This window comes from Pedobacter sp. GQ55, from assembly GCF_059758925.1.
In genome coordinates, this window is the sequence record NZ_JCAXEI010000019.1 from 1 (window position 1) to 17,993 (window position 17,993).

A 17,993-nucleotide genomic window follows, 5' to 3' on the forward strand; every position below is an offset into this window, starting at 1 on the left:
AATCAGAACCCTGTAGATCTTATCTGCAGGGTTTTTGTGTTTATAGCCTTTCTGGAAAATTTCTCGTTTATAGCTATTCCATTAGATATAATTGATCTTCATCTTAATTATGTTACAAATTATGAAAATAAATATTTCGTAATGACATTGTATATCGTTAAGTTTAGTTCTTAAACACACACACAAATGAAAAAGAAACTATTAACTGCAGTAGCAGTATTGGCTTCCCTATGCGGGTATGCCCAAACAAAAGGTACCAGCACTTTAGGATTGGGAGTGAATGTATCCACCAATAAGACTGAATATTCTGATCAACCTTCTGAAGAGAATAAATCAAAAACAAGTTCATTTTCGCTTGGTTATGGATTGTTCATTAAAGATAACACCAGGATTGGAATTGATTTACAGTATGGGGAGGGTAATGGAAATAGCATTGATACAAAATCATATGGTGGGAATCTTACTTATCAAGAATATTATCCCCTGATAAAAAAATTATATGCATATGCAGGTGGTAAGGCTGGATATGGCTATACGACTCAGAAATCTGAAAATCCTGAGTCGTATAATGGTAATACCAAGTCTAATCAATACTCTTTAGGGGTATACGGTGGCCTTACCTGGTTTGTATCTAAAAGATTTGCTTTCGAAACCACTTTGTTATCTGCAAATGCCAGTTACTTTAATTTTAAGCAGAAAATTAATGATGCCACTGTAACTGAAAATAAACAAACTAATTTTAACCTGACAACGCAAGGGTTTATCAATGATTTAGGATTTAAAATATACTTATTGTTCTAAATTCAATATCAAATTTTAACTGGAGGTTGTGCAAAATATTTGATTGGCACAGCCTCTTTTTTTGTTATTTCGTATCGAGCGTAAAAATCGCTAAATTTAGGTGTCATGAGTAAAACTGCTAAAAATCCTTCGTTACAAAAGAAGATCTTTGTTCTCGATACTTCTGTTATTTTATACGATCATAACGCTTTCAATAATTTCCAGGAGCATGATGTAGCCATACCAATTCAGGTTCTAGAAGAGCTTGATAACATGAAAAATGGTAATGAAACACGTAATGCAGAGGCCAGGAGTTTTATTCGTCTTATGGATAATGCTTCGGGTAATAAAATAATGAACCAATGGATCCCTTTAAATGGGACTAAAAGTGGGCGATTTAAAGTGGTGATGGATAATAAACCTGATCATGCCGATGCTGAAGCTATTTTTGGCGCCGGCAAGTTCGATCATCGTATTCTTAATGCTGCTTTAAGTTTAAAGCAAGAATTTCCAGAGAAAAAAGTGGTACTGGTATCAAAGGATATATGTCTGCGTTTAAAGGCAAAATCTCTTGAACTGTATGCCGAAGATTATGAAACTGGAAAGATTAAAAATGTAGATGAACTTTATACCGGTAAAACAGTTCTTTCTAAAGTTCCGGAGCAACTTTTTGCGGAACTTAAAACTGAAGGCAGCATTAGCACTGAATTACTGGATATCGTGCCCCAATCTCCAAATCATTTCTGCATATTAAAAAATAGCCGGAAAACTGCAACTACATGGTTCGATTCTACAACGCAACGTTTATATCCGGTAGCTTCAAAAAAAATCTTTAATATTTCACCAAGAAACCATGAGCAATCTTTTGCTGTACATGCTTTGCTTAATCCGGAAATTAAACTGGTAACTATTCAGGGTAAGGCAGGTACCGGAAAAACACTTCTTGCAATTGCCAGTGCATTGGAGCAACGTAAAGATTATAGGCAAATTTATGTGACCAGGCCAATTATTCCATTAAGTAATAAGGATATAGGTTTTTTGCCAGGAGATGCTAAATCGAAGATAGATCCTTATATGGCACCAATATGGGATAATCTGAGGTTCATTAAAGAGCAGTATAATCATGATTTAAAGATGCAAGGGAGGATAGATGAGTTTGTAACTACAGGTAAAATTGTAATTACTCCGCTTGCTTATATTAGAGGAAGAACGCTTTCTAAAATCTTTTTTATTGTTGATGAAGCACAAAACTTAACTCCGCATGAAATAAAAACAATAATTTCGCGGGCAGGAGAAGATACCAAGATCATATTTACAGGTGATATATATCAGATAGATACACCTTATCTTGATGCCGAGAGTAATGGCTTGTCTTACCTGATAGAAAATGCAAAGAACCATCCACTATATGCACACATTACATTAGATAAGGGCGAACGTAGCGAACTGGCAAATCTTGCAAACGACTTATTGTAAATTGAATAATAAACTAACTGGTTATTATGTTTAAAAAAACTGTTCTGATGAAGAATTTAATTTTGTTCATTCCATTTCTGATGATATTGTCCTGTAAACAAAAAGAAGAAGCTGCGAGTCAGCTTGTTGAAGATCCGCACTCTTTTTCAAAACCATCTATAGCTGTAGTTGAACATCTGGATTTGGACATAAAAGTTAATTTTGAGAATCAACAGATTAGTGGAAAGGCAGTTTGGAAAATAGACAATAAGGCTAAATCAAATGAGATTATTTTTGATGATAGCCAGCTCAATATTTCAAAAATCACTCTTGGTGCAGAGGAAAAGGAGACCACATTTACCTATGGTGAGGAGAAGGAGTTTTTAGGAAGACCATTAAAAGTGGTTATTAATCCTGAAACAAAGTTGATAACTATTTATTATACCACCAATAAGCAGGCAAGTGCTTTGCAGTGGTTAAACCCACACCAAACAGCCGGTAAAAGACGTCCATATTTATTTACACAGTCAGAAAGTATTGCTGCACGCAGCTGGATCCCTTGTCAGGATAGTCCAGGTATAAGGTTTACATACAATGCAACCGTTTCAGTTCCAAATGATTTGCTGGCGCTAATGAGTGCGGAGAATCCTGAAGTAAAAAACAGCACAGGTATTTATCATTTTAAACAAGTTCATCCTATTCCTTCATATTTATTGGCATTAGCCGTTGGTGATATTGAATTTAAAGCAGTAGATAAACGGACAGGGGTGTATGCTGAGCCATCGGTATTGGCAAAAGCGGTATATGAATTTGCTGATATGGGTAAAATGGTAAATGCTGCTGAAAAGTTATACGGCCCATACAGGTGGGGAAGATATGATTTGCTTGTATTGCCCCCTAGTTTTCCTTTTGGGGGTATGGAAAATCCTAATCTGACATTTATTACCCCAACAATTATCGCCGGCGATAGGTCTTTGGTAAGTATAATTTGCCATGAATTGGCACATAGCTGGAGCGGTAACCTGGTAACAAATGCTACATGGAATGATTTCTGGCTTAACGAAGGTTTTACCAATTACTTTGAACGCAGAATAGATGAGGAGATTTTTGGCAAGCAGGAAGCCGAAATGCAGGAGGAATTTGCGAAAAAGGCTTTGGAAGATGCTGTAAAAGAAATGGGAGATACCAGTAAGGATACTTATCTGAAAACTGATTATACTGGAAGAAATCCTGATGAGGGTACTAATGATATTGCTTATGAAAAAGGCTATTTCTTTTTGCGTACAATTGAAGAGGCAGTAGGGAGAGAAAAATTTGATGCTTTTTTAAGAGGTTATTTTGATGGTCATGCTTTTCAATCTGTTTCTACGGAACAGTTTCTAGCGTATCTGAATCAGAATCTAATTAAACCTAGCCCTGGTCTTGAGAAGAAAATTAAGGTAAATGATTGGGTTTATGGGCCAGGTATACCATCAAATATCGCTTATTCTAAAGGCCTGTGGAGTAAAGATGGAAAGTTCGCTAAAATTGATCATATAACATCAGCGTGGAATAAAAATGAATTGACAGATACTTCAGTTTTGACTAAAGAAATCGTTACAAGTAATGAGAAGAGATTCTTTATCAATCTGTTGTCACCAGAAATGACTGCAAAGCGAATGGCTGATTTAGATCGTCAGTTTAACTTTACCGGTTCTAATAATACTGATATTCAGTTGGCATGGTATACATTGGCCATTCGCCACCAGTACACTGTCGCCAATAAAAGAATAGAAGATTATTTAATAGAGAATGGAAGAATGTGGCACATCATTCCTTTGTATAAAGAAATGATGAAAACGCCTGAAGGCCTAAAAAAAGCCAAACAGATTTACAAAAAAGCAAGGCCTAACTATCATCCTATGACTTATCTGGCGATAGATAAGTTTTTAAAGTAATGTAATAACTTGAAAGTGTAATTGTCTAAACTAAACTAATATAATTCGAACTAATTGTAGCGGAATAGCAATTAATCTCGTTATATATTAAATAGCAGTTTATTAATCAATTCAACTTAATCATATTATGGATTCATTACACCCTTTTCACCAAAATATAGAACATATTAAGAATGATGCTTCTTCTCAGTTTCTTATTGTAGATAGCGATGATATAAAACAGGTAGAATCATTAGCGATTATGTTTCCAAGGTTAACAAGTTTGATCAAAAATAACGGAAATAAGAATTTTTTAATCAATTTCCGCGACGAACAGCAGCGATCTCTTATTGTAATGGTGGTTTCGAAGAGTAGGATTCCAATGGCAAGCTAAAGGTTCTTCTTACCCTTAGTTAGGGTGGCGCCAAGGCTTGCAATGATTACAAAAGTTACTGCCAACCATTGATGTAGGGTGAGGTGTTCTTTTAAAAACACTAGCCCGAATAATGCTGCAGCCGCTGGCTCAAGGCTCATCAAAATACTAAAAGTACGTGCTGGTAATTTCTTAAGGGCACCAATTTCCAGAGTAAATGGAATAGCACTTGATAACAATGCCAGCGCGCCACCGCTTAAAATCATAATCGGTGTGAAATTGGCTAAACCTCCGCTTCCAAAGCCAAAAGGAACCACTACAATAGCGGCGAATATCATGCCTACGGCCACTGCTTGTTCTCCGTCCATAATTTTAGCTATTCGCCCTCCAAGAAGAATGTAGCCTGCCCAAAAACCTCCTGCAAGCAATGCTAGTGATGCACCAATTAAATCAATGCCTTTTTCATTCCAGGGAGCAATAAACGCTATACCTATTGCAGCCAAAAACACCCAAAAGAAATCTAATACACGCTTGGATCCACTTACAGCTAATAAAAGAGGCCCAATAAATTCGAGCGTAACGCCCAGACCCAGCGGGATCCTTTCTATGGCCATATAGAAAATAGCATTCATTAAACCCAGTGATATACCATAAGGGATAACAGCTTTCCATTGTACTGCTGTGAAACGTTTCAGGTTTGGTCTGTAGGCTCCCACCAAAATAATTGCAGATAAACCAATTCTCACAGATGCAGTACCGGTTGCCCCAAGTACAGGAAATAATCCTTTGGCGATTGCGGCCCCAGCCTGAACGCTAATTATAGACAATAGTACGGCAGGGAGGGGTGGTATATTTATTAATTTATTGGTGCTCATTGATAAATGGTGAGGGCGGGGATAACCCTGCAAATTTAAGGATTTGATTAAATAAAAAAGCACCGAAATCCATCGGTGCTTTTTTATTTATCAACTAAACCTAAACTATAAATACTAACCAAATATTTATACCACAAATATAAGGTGGATTGTAATAGGCAGATGTTAAGAAATGTTAAATTGAATTATTAGTAATATTTTGCTAATTTTGTTAGTAATGAAAAGATCTGGGACGGCTGATTTACCTTTGCATTATGGATATGTTCCTAAATGGCTGGCAGAACGTATGTCGCGTTTGGGATTGGCAATTACAGAGGCAATAGTTATCGAGTATGGTACAGCTGAAGTATTGCGGAGGTTAAGTGACCCCTTTTGGTTCCAAAGCTTAGGTGCAGTGATGGGTATGGATTGGCATTCCTCTGGAATTACCACTTCCGTTATGGGCGCTTTAAAGGCCTCAGTTAATCCTCATTATAAAGAATTGGGCATATATATTTGTGGAGGCAAGGGCAAAAAATCCACACAAACTCCTGATGAGCTACTTAAATTTGGAGAACGTACCGGATTAAATGGCAATGACTTAGTGCGTAGCAGTAAGCTAAGTGCCAAGGTTGATAATACAGCCTTACAAGATGGGTTTCAGTTGTATATGCACAACTTTATTGTAAACAAGGATGGATTGTGGACCGTTGTACAACAGGGAATGCGAGATGGAAGTTCGACTGCACGCAGGTATCACTGGCATTCGTCATCACTAAATTCCTTTGTGGATGAACCTCATACCGGTATTTGTGGGAAAAACCAGGGACAAATTTTAAATCTTGTGGCCAAAGAAGCATTACCTTCCCGTAATGCTCTGTTATCAATGACAACAGAGCATCCAGAACGAATGATAGGAGAAGTGCGTAAGCTCGTCTTGCCGGCCCACCATGACGTTAGAGCCAAGGATGTGGATCTTAAACGTTTGGGTGCGATGCTTTGGTTAAGTCATGAAAAGAACCCTCGCGATTTTGAAGAATTGCTGCTACTTGAGGGAATGGGACCTAGAACCTTGCAATCACTGGCATTAGTAAGTGAGGTTATTTATGGTACATCTTCTCGATTTACTGATCCGGCCCGTTTCTCATTTGCGCATGGAGGTAAGGATGGGCATCCATTCCCAGTACCCTTAAATGTTTATGATGAAACCATTAATGTACTAAGCAAAGCAGTTTATAAAGCAAAGATCGACCAAGCAGATAAGCTTCACGCTATACAAAAGCTGAGTGAACTATCTTTCAAAGTTGAAAAGGACTCTATTCCTAATGATAATTTTGAAGAGCTTATAGAAAAAGAGAGAAATGACTCATGGAAATACGGTGGTAAAACAGTTTTTGGCGATGCAAAACCACCAAATGGCGGACAACTGAATCTGTTTTAAAATTATGAGGGAAAATAGCTTAACCCTCATAATTTTAAATTTTATCGGCTTGCTACAAATGGCGCTTTTCCAATAAAATCAGTTTTTGAGATCTGATCTATTAGAAAATGTGCCAGATCTGTTGTACTAATCTTTTCGGCAGGATTGTCTTCCAGACTTACAATCAGATTCCTTACTTCACCCGTCTGCTCAATCCATGGCAACCTCACCATAGTCCAATCTAAACCACTTGTTTTTATTATTTCAAAAGCCTTCTCCTTGTCGGCCACAAATACTGGAAATGTTTCCTTCATCCATGTGGACGCCAGAATTGTTTTCATACTTTTCTTATCCCCTGGAACATCTATATTCAATCCGGTTAAGAATATATATCTTTTGATCTGTTGCTTATTCATAGCCTTTAAGATATTTTGTGCCGCTACACTTGCTATTGGAGGTTCATCTTTTGCTTGTCCTAGAGCGCTTATCACAACTCCACAGTCTTGAATAAGGTCATTCGCTGTCTCTAATTCTTTTATGTCTCCCTCTACAATTTCCAATTTGGGGTGTATGTAATTGTAAGATGATGGATTTCTGATTAATGCTTTAACGGAATAACCTTGATTTAATAGTATGCTTAGTAGGTAGCTTCCAGCTTTACCAGTTGCGCCAATTAGGGCGACTTTTATATGATTAGTCATTTTTAAAATTCTATTGTGAAAAGAATAATTCTTTCTAAATATTATTAGGAATATGATTATTGATTATAGTGTAAGAAAAAAGGCAATAAAATAGCCTTCCCGCTATAGGTTTGGATTTTTGGTAATCCTATTTAGATATGTAACTAATGTTAATATGATTCAAATGTATAAATAATCTGGCTGTAAATCATTAGGTCCCAACATTTCACTATCTTTAATTATTGTTATTTGTAGCATAATTGAAAAATTTAACGTCTTAAGGTTATGAAAAAAATATTATTCCTATTGTTTATTGGATTTGCCACGGTAAGCTGTAACACAGCGAAACAGGCTGGAAGTAAGGGCTTAGTTAAGTTAAGCGGTAAAATTGAAAAGTTAGGGATGACCACATTCCAGTATGGTACCCACATTTTAACAGTGGACGCTAAAACCTATGCATTAAAAAGTAGTAAGGTTGATTTAAATGCTTATGTAGATAAGGAGGTTACCTTAAAAGGGACAAAGGTGGATGGTTATCCTATTGAAAATGGTCCGGACCTAATAGAGGTAGAAGAAGTTACTTCCAAATAGAACAGGAAAGTTTAAAAGGTTATCTTCGCCAAAAAAAGTTTAAATGCTAGAAATTGTTTATCAGGATGACCATTTAATTGCGATTAATAAACCTCATGGCTTGCTTGTACATCGTTCGTCGATTGCTAATGATGCAAAAGAATTTGCATTACAACTTTTAAGAGATCAGGTAAACAGACATGTTAGTCCGGTTCATCGCTTGGATCGAAAAACAGGTGGTTTGCTATTATTTGCTTTTGAAAAGGATGTAGAAATAGCAATGCATCAGCAATTTCAAAATGGCTTGGTTCAAAAGAAATATCTTGCGATTGTTAGAGGGTATGCACCCGATAGCCAGGATATAGATTATCCTCTTGCAAAAGAAAATGGAACCATTCAGGATGCTTTTACAGCTTTCGTAACTTTAAACAGGGCTGAGTTGGATGTTGCCTTTGGTAAACATACCACCTCAAGATATTCCTTAGTAGAGGCTACGCCAACAACAGGAAGAATGCATCAGCTTAGAAAACACTTTGCCCATATTTTCTACCCTATAATTGGCGACCGTAAACATGGATGCAATAAACAAAATAAGCTGTTTAAAGAGCAATGGGAAATGACAACAATGTTGTTGCATGCATCAGAACTTATATTTAAGCACCCGGTAACCAATGAAGAAATTCACCTTAAAGCTCCTCTTCAAGAGGAGTTTACCAGGGTGATGGAATTAATGAAATGGTAAAAAAATAATCATGATTAATGTTACTTGCGCCATAATAGTGGATGATGCCAATAGCGTATTGGTTACTCAGCGCAGTGCATCAATGAAATTGCCGTTGAAGATTGAATTTCCAGGAGGAAAAATTGAAAAAGGAGAAACACCTTCGGAATGTCTAGTAAGGGAAATAAAAGAGGAGCTAAACCTGGATATTAAAATTCTTTTTGAAATGTCTGCGAACATCCATCATTATGTTGAATTTTCAATTAATCTGATCCCTTTTGTTTGTAAAGTTATTGGAGGTTCTATTGAATTAAGAGAGCACGCATCATACCGATGGCTAAATTCATCTGAGCTTTTAGATCAAGACTGGGCTGAAGCAGATGTTCCTATAGTTGAGAATTATTTAAACTCATTAAATACGATTTAACAAGTATCACTTAAAAATGCCCGATATCGAACGTTTAGTTTGATATCGGGCATTTTTATGGATTTTTATTTTTTTAATTACCTGTTTATTAGTTGTTTAAGTTTGGTATTTGAGTTGTAAAGCTATGTCGAAACAAACGACCAATGGACAAATCAATTGAAGAAGAAGTTACCGTAAAAAGAAAGAGGAAAACCAGGATAATTGTAATCATAATAGTGACAGTTATGATTGCGGGGATATTCACTTTACGTGCTTACATTAAACCTTCGATAGCTATTGCCGAATTTACCACAGGGGTGGCTGAAACGGGAGATATAGAAAATACAATAAATGCTACAGGAGAAGTACTGCCAGAATTTGAAGAAGTGTTAACCAGCCCAATAAATGCAGCTGTAAGAAATGTATTAATGGATGCAGGTACAAAGGTAAAAGCCGGGCAATCTATTCTTACTCTTGATAAATCATCTGCCGAAACTGATTTTGATAAACTAAAGTTTCAAATTGAATCCAAAGAAAACGAAATCAGAAAACTAAAGCTTGATCTCGAGAAAACCTTTTACGACATCAATTCCAACAATAACATTAAACAACTACGCATTGTAAATTTTAAAGATGCAGTAGCAAGTGCCCAGAGGTTATACAAAGCCGGCGGAGGGACTAAAGAAGATATTGAACAAGCCCAGTTAAATTTAAAAGTAGCAGAACTGGAAAAGCAGCAGCTTGAAAATGAAATTAAAAACAAGCAGCAAACCATGAAAATAGAGATCAGGGAGGCTGAGATTGCTTTGGCTATCCAAAAAAACGATCAGCAAGCCTTAAAGCGTAAGCTTGATCTGGCAAATGTGATTGCTACACGTGAAGGTGTTGTAACATGGGTTAATAAAAATATTGGAGCCAGTATAAAAGAGGGTGAATCTTTGGCAAGAATTGCAAATTTGAGCAGTTATAAGGTAGCAGGCAGTATATCTGATAATATGTCAGATCAGCTTCACAATAATATGACCACCATTATCAGAGTAAATGATGTTCAACTTAGAGGATCTGTTGTGAGTGTTTCTCCGGCAGTAAACAACTCAATTGTTTCATTTGAGGTTCAGCTGGATGAAAAGAACAATAAACTGCTCAGACCAAATATGAAAGTTGATGTTTTTCTGATTACAGAAACCAGAAATAAGGTGATTCGGGTGAATAACGGAGCAGCCTTTAAAGGCTCAAATCAGCAAGAGGTGTTTGTGTTGAATAATGGCAAAGCAGTACGAAGAAATGTAAAAACGGGACTTAGCAATTTTGATTACATAGAGATCATTAGTGGTATAAAGGCAGGCGAGACTGTGATCACATCCGATATGAGCAAGTATGAGTATTCAAAAGAAATTTCAATCACTAATTGATCATAAGCGTATGAAAATCAGTTTCACCACCCTAATGATCATGTATTGCTTTAACGTTTGGGGCAGTAGTATAGAATTAAAAAATACCGCCGACACTTTGAAACTAACTTTAAGCGAGGTAGTTGAAAAAGCTAAAGCCAATTCAATAGCCGCAAAACAAGCCATTACAGTTAAAGAAACCAAATATTGGGAGTGGCGGACATTTAAGTCTAATTACCAGCCTCAGTTAGCTTTAAGTGGCATTTTACCAGGATACAATAAAACATATTCTCAGGTACTTCAACCAAATGGAACAGTAGCTTTTCAGCCAATAAGAAATGATAATTCTTCACTAACGCTCGATTTTAGTCAGAGTTTGGCCGCAACAGGTGGTACTATTTATGGTACCACCCAGTTGCAACGTTTTACTGATTTTGATAGGGACAATGTGTTGTATAACGGTACTCCTTATGGTATTGGGTACATACAACCTTTATTACAGTTTAACAGCCTTAAATGGGATAAAAGAATAGCACCCTTAAAATACAATGAGAGTAAACAAGCTTATATAGAATCCCAGGAACAAATTTCCGTAACAGTTACCGGTTATTTCTTTGATCTGTTACTTGCTCAGGTAAATCTCCATATTGCAGAGACTAATTATACAAATACGGGCAACATCTTAAGAATAGCCAACACTAAATTTGAATTGGGAAAAATATCTAAAAATGAGATCCTGCAGTTGCAACTGGAGCAGGTAAATGCTAAAAAAGCTGTAGGAACCGCTAAAAGAGATATGGAAATTGCAACGCTGAATCTAAGAAGCTATGCTGGGATAGAAGGTGATGATAGGATTGTGCTGACAATGCCAGAGGCAGTGAAAGGTGTTGAGGTATCTTCGGAAAGAGTTTTAATAGAAGCATTTGAAAATCGCTCTGATGCCATAGCCTTTGTAAGGCGTATTGCTGAAGCAAAGCGGGATGTAGCTAAGGCTAAAGGAGAAAATGGGCTTATAGCTACCCTAAAAGCTAATCTGGGCTTCTCTAGTGCGGGAAGTCATATACTAGATGTTTACCGATCACCTAAAAGTCAACAATCTGTTGAGTTGCAATTGGCTATTCCGGTTCTTGATTGGGGAAGATCTAAATCCAGAACCAAAACAGCAGAGGCGAATCAGCAATTTACTATTTATGAGGTAGAACAGGACAAGCAAACCTTTAAGCAACAAATAGTAACACAGGTAACACTTTTTAACATGATGAAAGAGCAATTAGAGTTAACCGCACAGGCCGATAGGATTGCCTCTGAAAAATATCAAATTGCAAGTGAACGCTATGTTTTAGGCAATTTGAGTATAACAGATCTGAGCATAGCCTTTCAGGAAAGTGACAGAGCCAAAAGAGATTATGTGGCTTCGTTAAGAGATTTTTGGGGAGCCTATTACCAGTTGAGGTACTTATCGCTATATGATTTTGAAAAGAATGAAAAAATAACTTATAAATAAATCTTAATTACTAATTATACATTATGATACGTTTACAAAATATTGAAAAGGTATACCGGACAGATACGGTTGAAACACTGGCTATTGACAACATTACCTTGGATATTGCTAAAGGTGAATTCCTGTCTATTATGGGGCCTTCAGGTTGCGGTAAGAGTACCCTGCTCAACATCATAGGTCTACTGGACGAGCCTTCAAAAGGGAGCATTAAGATAGATGATCAGGATACTTCGAGGTTCAGCGATCAGCAAATGGCCAGATTCAGGAACCAGAAACTGGGTTTTATCTTTCAGAGCTATCACCTGATCAATGACCTGCAGGTGCTGGATAATGTAGAGCTGCCGCTCTTATACCGGACCTCATCAGCAAAAGAACGCAGGCAACTGGCAACTGAAGCATTGGAAAAAGTAGGATTGAGCAACCGGATTAAGCACTTTCCAAACCAGCTAAGCGGTGGTCAGCGCCAACGTGTAGCCATAGCGAGGGCTATTGTAGGCCGTCCACAGATCATTCTGGCCGATGAGCCTACAGGAAATCTGGACAGTGCCATGGGCAATGAGATCATGGATATCCTAATCAATCTGAACAAGAATGAAGGCACAACGATCATCATGGTAACGCATGACGAAAATATGGCGCACAAGACCCATCGTCTGGTAAGGCTGTTTGACGGTTCACAAGTTCAATAATTCATTTAGTATCTATTATTATGCTCAAAAATTACTTTAAAATAGCCATAGCGGTACTTCGCCGCAGGAAGTTCTTTACTTTCATAAGTCTGTTTGGGATTAGTTTTACCCTTACGATAGTGATGACGTCAACCGCATTGCTGGAGAATGTCATGAGTCCGGCCTATCCGGATTACAACAGGGAACGCTCACTTTATGTGCAGCGTGTAACACTTAAAAACACGAAGAAGGGATGGATCAATAGTAATTCGGCGTCTTACAACTTCGTAAAAAAATATGTGTCTACGTTGAAAAAGCCTGAGAAGATTGCATTTTATACTTCAGGTACCAATACCAATGCTTACGTTAACAATAAAAAGATCTTGCTGGAAGTTAAGTATACTAACGATTTGTATTGGGAGGTAGCAAGCTTTGATTTTCTGTCTGGCAAAGCTTATACTAAGCGGCAGATAGACAATGCCGAACGGGTAGCCATTATTTCCGACCGGACTAGAAAGGCCTATTTTGGTGATCAGCAAGATGTGGTAGGGAAAAACATTGAAGTGGATAACGTCAACTATCGGGTAAATGGTGTAGTACGCGGAGTGCCCAGAACTAATCGTCATTTCCAGGCAGAAGTTTATCTGCCATATACCGTGTCAAAAACCGGGTACGATGACCAGGGCGTAATGGGCAACTTCAACGTGATCCTGCTCGCTAAATCTGAAGCGGATATGCCTTCAATCCGGGCCGAATACCAGAAGATGGTGGATAAGATTCCGCTAGATAAGGAATATGATAAATTATATGCACATGCCGATACGCCGTGGGAAGACTTGTCAAGGCGGTTCTTTGGCAGCGATGACGCGGTGGGCCTTGGTAAAATGCTGGTTATGGTGAACGCTTTTCTGCTGCTGTTTCTGTTATTGCCAACCATCAATCTCGTCAACATAAATATAACGAGGATCATGGAGCGGTCTTCTGAAATTGGGGTCAGGAAAGCATTTGGCGCCTCCTCCAGAACGCTGATCTATCAGTTTCTGGTAGAAAACATCATTTTGACACTTTTAGGTGGCCTTATTGGAATAGTCCTTTCTTATGTGGTGATTTACATTTTCAATCAGTCGGGTTATACGCCTGACCTCAACTTGTCACTCAACTTATCCGTACTGGCGCTGGGGCTATTTGTGTGTCTGCTATTCGGCTTACTTTCAGGTGTATACCCCGCCTGGCGAATGTCGCGGCTCAACGTAGTTTCCGCATTGAAGGTAAGGTAATTCAATATTTGAAATCAATAATAAGACATTATCATGGTTAAACACTTATTTACACTAATATGGAACAAAAGGAAGCACAATGTCCTGTTCCTCTCAGAAATACTGATCTCCTTTTTGGTAATTTTCGCGGTATTCTCTATGTTCGTATTTTACTACCTCAATTATATTAAGCCTTCAGGTTTTGAGTATAAAAAAGTATGGTCGATATCCTATAACAATCCGCTTAAAACCAAAAATAATGATACGCTGGTTACTTTTTACAACCAGGTTAAATCATCTTTAACTGGCTTGCCGCAAATAGAAGAACTTAGTTATTCCAGTCACAATTATCCTTATTCCAATAGTATGTCCACGGTTGGTTCGGAATATAACGGCAAAAAATATGACCCTGTCAATTTTTATCAGGTAGATGAAGATTATGCTAAAGTGTTGTCCGCCAAGATTGTAGAAGGTCGCTGGTTTAACAGAGAAGACCGCATTTTAAAAAACAACCCTATCGTGATCAATTTAACGCTGAAGAAGGCAATGTTTGGCGAACAGTCAGCTATCGGTAAATTACTTGGAGCTAAGGATGATAACAATAAATCAAAAGTCATTGGGGTGGTAGCTGATATAAAAAGTGGTGGTGACTTTTGGCCTTCAGGTCAGGGTATGTATAAGGTGATTGATTCGGGAACGTTTCAGTGGGCGGGCATTATGCTAATTAAAGTATCAAAAGATGCAGATGCTGCCTTTGAAAGTCGTCTTTCCAAATTGCTTGCCAGGACAATTCCGAATTCTAATATCGAGATCAAACACCTCAGCGAAATGAGGGAATCGAAAAATGGTGATACCATTATTCCTGTTATTATTTGCAGTATCATTGCGGGATTTTTGATCATTAATGTGGCATTGGGGTTGTTTGGCGTACTGTGGTACAATATTAACCAGCGACGTAGCGAAATAGGTTTGAGACGTGCAATAGGGGCAAGTGGCTCATCTGTAGCCAACCAGCTGGTTGCAGAGTCCGTATTACTGGCCACGCTGTCTCTGGCAGTCGGCGTGTTCTTTGCCGTCCAGTTTCCTTTATTAAATGTTTTTAATGTGCCGACACAGGTGTACCTGATTGCCTTAATAATGGCCATAGCATTCATTTATCTTCTCGTAATCCTGTGTGCGCTATATCCGGGCAGACAGGCTGCCGCCATACATCCTGCTATTGCTTTGCATGAAGAATAATAACTATATTAACTTTGTATATGATACTGATTGTAGATGACGATATTGCTGTGAGAACTTCTTTAACTTTATTACTTGAAAACGTGGGTAATAAGGTTCAGGGGGTAGATATTGCCATAGAGGCTTTAAATATCATCAAAGAGCAAATGCCGGAACTGATTCTTCTTGATCTTAATTTTTCAATTGATACCACTGGAAAGGAGGGAATGGAACTACTTAGCAAGATTAGGGAAATTGATACCAATGTTCCCGTGATTTTGATTACAGGTTGGGCAAGTATCCAACTAGCTGTTCAGGGTATGAAGCTTGGCGCTAATGATTTTATAAATAAGCCATGGAATAATGAGCATGTTTTGCAATCAGTTAAAACATTACTTGAGTTAAATACTGCTAAAACAAAAAATAGCAGCCGTAAACAATTAGATAAGCAATACAATTTTAAGCAAATTATTGCTGAAGATCCTCAGATGCTTACTATACTTGAAACCATAGGGCAGATTGCACCAACTGATGCATCAGTGCTTATACTTGGAGAAAGTGGTACAGGAAAGGAGCTGATCGCCGAGGCAATACATGAGAATAGTTCACGTCGGAATAAGCCTTTCGTAAAGGTTAACCTTGGGGGGATATCCTCCTCATTGTTTGAAAGTGAAATGTTCGGTCATGTTCGTGGAGCGTTTACCGATGCACGTTTCGACAGAACAGGTCGGTTTGAAATGTCTAACAAAGGGACTATTTTTTTAGATGAAATAGGAGAGCTGGAAGCCGGCAGTCAGGTTAAATTGTTAAGAGTGTTGCAAGACAGAACATACGAAGTACTGGGTAGCAGCCGAAGTAAAGTAGTGGACGTCAGGGTGGTGTGTGCAACTAATAAAAATTTAAATGAAATGGTCGGTGCGGGCACTTTCAGAGAAGACTTGTTGTATCGCATCAACCTGATCACCATTAATTTACCACCTTTACGTGAACGATCAGATGATATTCCTTTATTGGTGGATTTCTTTATTAATAATCTTAAAGAAATCTACAATAGACCATTATTATCAATATCGGTCAGCGCAATGAAGTGGCTTCAGCAATTGGAGTTACCAGGCAATATAAGGCAACTGAAAAATCTGGTAGAGCGGACTATTTTAGTGAGCAAAAATAATGAACTTGGTATAGATGATTTTAAAGCGCAATTGGATCTGTCTCCTTCAAAAAAGGCGAGTGTACAAATGCCCGGTGTAGGCAGTATTACACTTGAACAGATGGAAATTGAAATGGTTAAAAGAGCAATGAGCTTTCATCAAAACAAGATTACCAAAGCCGCTGCATCTCTTGGGATAACAAGGAATTCACTATACCGTAGACTTGAGAAGTATCAGATTCCATTTAATGAAGCCGAAGATTAAACTGAATGAAGTTAAAGACTAAGTATATCCTCTTTATTGTTGTTCTTCATCTTGTCTTTTTAGGACTTAGCTATCTTATTCTGGAGAAGAATAAGATAGTTTTTATTGTTTCTGAGGTTTTGGTTATTATTTCGGTGGTGATATCAATAGGGCTTTATAAGCAGCTTGTGGAACCTTTAAATTATCTTAGGGAAGGGATTAGTGCGATCAATGATCGTGATTTTAATGTTAAGTTTTTACCAACAGGAAAGAAAGAAACAGATGAGCTTATAGATGTATACAATCAAATGATGGATGCATTAAGGGAAGAAAGGACAAAACAGGAAGCACAGCACTTTTTTCTAGAAAAACTGATCCACACATCACCCACGGGTATCGTTATACTTGATTACGATAATCATATAAAGCAGATTAACCCAAAAGCGGAAGAAATATTGGGCACAAGCCCTGAATTACTTTTAACTCAGTTTGAGCCACTTAAGGCGGGTGAGTCTAAAACGATGAGAATTGGCAGTTTAAATACCTATAAGATTCAGAAATCTCATTTTATAGATAGGGGTTTTCCTCGAATGTTTGTGATGATTGAAGAAGTAACTGCTGAGATTTTTGAAGCAGAAAAAAATGCTTATGGTAAAGTGATCAGGATGATGGCCCATGAGGTAAATAATACAGTTGGGCCTGTGAATTCTATCATTAATATGGCTTTGGATACCGATGATATTTGGACCTCTGCAGATAAATCGAGTTTAAAGAATGCGATGTACGTTGCTGTTGCCAGAAATCAGAATCTAAATCTGTTCATGAGGAATTTTGCAGATTTGGTAAAACTGACACCTGTAAACAAACTTCAGGTTGATCTTACTGCTTTAATTTATTCAGTTTCAGATTTTATGCTTATCAATGCGAAAGAAAACGGCGTTAGCTTTGAGTTTGATTTGCCAAATGCTCCCTTTTATATCTCGGCCGACTCACAGCAAATGGAACAAGTACTGATTAATCTTGTCAAGAATGCCATAGAAGCTATTGGTCAAGAGGGTGTTGTAAAGTTTGGTCTAGACGCTAAATTAAAGAAGCTTGTAATTACTGATAACGGCAGGGGAATATCAGAGGACTTAAGCGAACAGCTATTTAGTCCGTTTTTTAGCACGAAGAAGGACGGGCAGGGTATTGGTTTGACCCTGGTCAGAGAGATATTGCTCAATCATGGTTTTTTGTTTTCATTAAAAACCCTACAACCTGGGCAAACAGATTTTGTTATTCAGCTCAATTAATCAACTATTTACAAACTTTATTTTTTTGCTTTTTCATCTTGATGTCATAACATCTGGTTGAAGACTTTATCCTGACTATTTTAGTATAATATTCA

Annotated in this window: 17 protein-coding genes; 15 read left to right on the forward strand and 2 right to left on the reverse strand. The window is 37.7% G+C overall.

Going from position 1 to position 17,993, the window contains the following annotated elements; genetic code table 11:
• The first annotated feature begins 186 nt into the window (after window positions 1-186).
• From AC6CH7_RS25865 to AC6CH7_RS25880, 4 genes are all read left to right on the forward strand, one after another.
• On the forward strand, window positions 187-801 hold the full coding sequence (locus tag AC6CH7_RS25865; RefSeq protein ID WP_498265449.1) for an outer membrane beta-barrel protein: 615 nt from the start codon (window positions 187-189) through the stop codon (window positions 799-801).
• A 105-nt stretch (window positions 802-906) separates the two neighbouring features.
• On the forward strand, window positions 907-2,256 hold the full coding sequence (locus AC6CH7_RS25870) for a PhoH family protein (RefSeq protein ID WP_498265450.1): 1,350 nt from the start codon (window positions 907-909) through the stop codon (window positions 2,254-2,256).
• A gap of 47 nt (window positions 2,257-2,303) precedes the next feature.
• The gene (locus AC6CH7_RS25875; protein WP_498265451.1) at window positions 2,304-4,172 is read left to right on the forward strand and encodes a M1 family metallopeptidase; all 1,869 of its coding nucleotides are present in this window, start codon (window positions 2,304-2,306) and stop codon (window positions 4,170-4,172) included.
• A 127-nt stretch (window positions 4,173-4,299) separates the two neighbouring features.
• Complete coding sequence (locus tag AC6CH7_RS25880; protein WP_498265452.1) at window positions 4,300-4,545, forward strand: hypothetical protein; 246 nt, start codon at window positions 4,300-4,302, stop codon at window positions 4,543-4,545.
• Here the strand turns inward: AC6CH7_RS25880 and AC6CH7_RS25885 are convergent.
• Window positions 4,542-5,399 (reverse strand): EamA family transporter, encoded by an 858-nt coding sequence (locus AC6CH7_RS25885; RefSeq protein ID WP_498265453.1) that lies wholly within the window; start codon window positions 5,397-5,399, stop codon window positions 4,542-4,544. The two genes, AC6CH7_RS25880 and AC6CH7_RS25885, sit on opposite strands and share 4 nt — an antisense overlap.
• A 217-nt stretch (window positions 5,400-5,616) precedes the next feature.
• Here AC6CH7_RS25885 and AC6CH7_RS25890 point away from each other — a divergent pair, with 217 nt between their 5' ends.
• On the forward strand, window positions 5,617-6,819 hold the full coding sequence (locus tag AC6CH7_RS25890; protein ID WP_498265454.1) for a DUF763 domain-containing protein: 1,203 nt from the start codon (window positions 5,617-5,619) through the stop codon (window positions 6,817-6,819).
• Between the two features lie 41 nt (window positions 6,820-6,860).
• Here the strand turns inward: AC6CH7_RS25890 and AC6CH7_RS25895 are convergent, their stop codons facing one another.
• Complete coding sequence (locus AC6CH7_RS25895) at window positions 6,861-7,499, reverse strand: NAD(P)-dependent oxidoreductase (protein WP_498265455.1); 639 nt, start codon at window positions 7,497-7,499, stop codon at window positions 6,861-6,863.
• A 264-nt stretch (window positions 7,500-7,763) separates the two neighbouring features.
• Between AC6CH7_RS25895 and AC6CH7_RS25900 the strand changes: the two genes are divergently transcribed.
• The 10 genes from AC6CH7_RS25900 to AC6CH7_RS25945 all read left to right on the forward strand — a co-directional run bounded on the left by AC6CH7_RS25900 (window position 7,764) and on the right by AC6CH7_RS25945 (window position 17,898).
• The gene (locus tag AC6CH7_RS25900; RefSeq protein ID WP_498265456.1) at window positions 7,764-8,069 is read left to right on the forward strand and encodes a hypothetical protein; all 306 of its coding nucleotides are present in this window, start codon (window positions 7,764-7,766) and stop codon (window positions 8,067-8,069) included.
• Between the two features lie 43 nt (window positions 8,070-8,112).
• Window positions 8,113-8,790: a pseudouridine synthase gene (locus AC6CH7_RS25905; protein WP_498265457.1), complete on the forward strand. Its 678-nt coding sequence runs from the start codon at window positions 8,113-8,115 to the stop codon at window positions 8,788-8,790.
• Window positions 8,791-8,800: 10 nt separating this feature from the next.
• Window positions 8,801-9,196 (forward strand): (deoxy)nucleoside triphosphate pyrophosphohydrolase, encoded by a 396-nt coding sequence (locus AC6CH7_RS25910; RefSeq protein WP_498265458.1) that lies wholly within the window; start codon window positions 8,801-8,803, stop codon window positions 9,194-9,196.
• A gap of 143 nt (window positions 9,197-9,339) precedes the next feature.
• The gene (locus tag AC6CH7_RS25915) at window positions 9,340-10,587 is read left to right on the forward strand and encodes an efflux RND transporter periplasmic adaptor subunit (protein WP_498265459.1); all 1,248 of its coding nucleotides are present in this window, start codon (window positions 9,340-9,342) and stop codon (window positions 10,585-10,587) included.
• Window positions 10,588-10,597: 10 nt separating this feature from the next.
• The gene (locus tag AC6CH7_RS25920; protein ID WP_498265460.1) at window positions 10,598-12,070 is read left to right on the forward strand and encodes a TolC family protein; all 1,473 of its coding nucleotides are present in this window, start codon (window positions 10,598-10,600) and stop codon (window positions 12,068-12,070) included.
• Between the two features lie 23 nt (window positions 12,071-12,093).
• Window positions 12,094-12,759: an ABC transporter ATP-binding protein gene (locus tag AC6CH7_RS25925; protein WP_498265461.1), complete on the forward strand. Its 666-nt coding sequence runs from the start codon at window positions 12,094-12,096 to the stop codon at window positions 12,757-12,759.
• A 20-nt stretch (window positions 12,760-12,779) separates the two neighbouring features.
• On the forward strand, window positions 12,780-14,015 hold the full coding sequence (locus tag AC6CH7_RS25930; RefSeq protein ID WP_498265462.1) for an ABC transporter permease: 1,236 nt from the start codon (window positions 12,780-12,782) through the stop codon (window positions 14,013-14,015).
• Between the two features lie 33 nt (window positions 14,016-14,048).
• Window positions 14,049-15,233, forward strand: a complete 1,185-nt coding sequence (locus AC6CH7_RS25935) for an ABC transporter permease (RefSeq protein WP_498265463.1) — start codon at window positions 14,049-14,051, stop codon at window positions 15,231-15,233.
• 20 nt (window positions 15,234-15,253) lie between these two features.
• Entirely contained in the window at window positions 15,254-16,627 is a 1,374-nt protein-coding gene (locus AC6CH7_RS25940; RefSeq protein WP_498265464.1) for a sigma-54-dependent transcriptional regulator, read from the forward strand.
• A gap of 5 nt (window positions 16,628-16,632) precedes the next feature.
• On the forward strand, window positions 16,633-17,898 hold the full coding sequence (locus AC6CH7_RS25945; RefSeq protein ID WP_498265465.1) for a sensor histidine kinase: 1,266 nt from the start codon (window positions 16,633-16,635) through the stop codon (window positions 17,896-17,898).
• The last annotated feature ends 95 nt before the right edge of the window (window positions 17,899-17,993 follow it).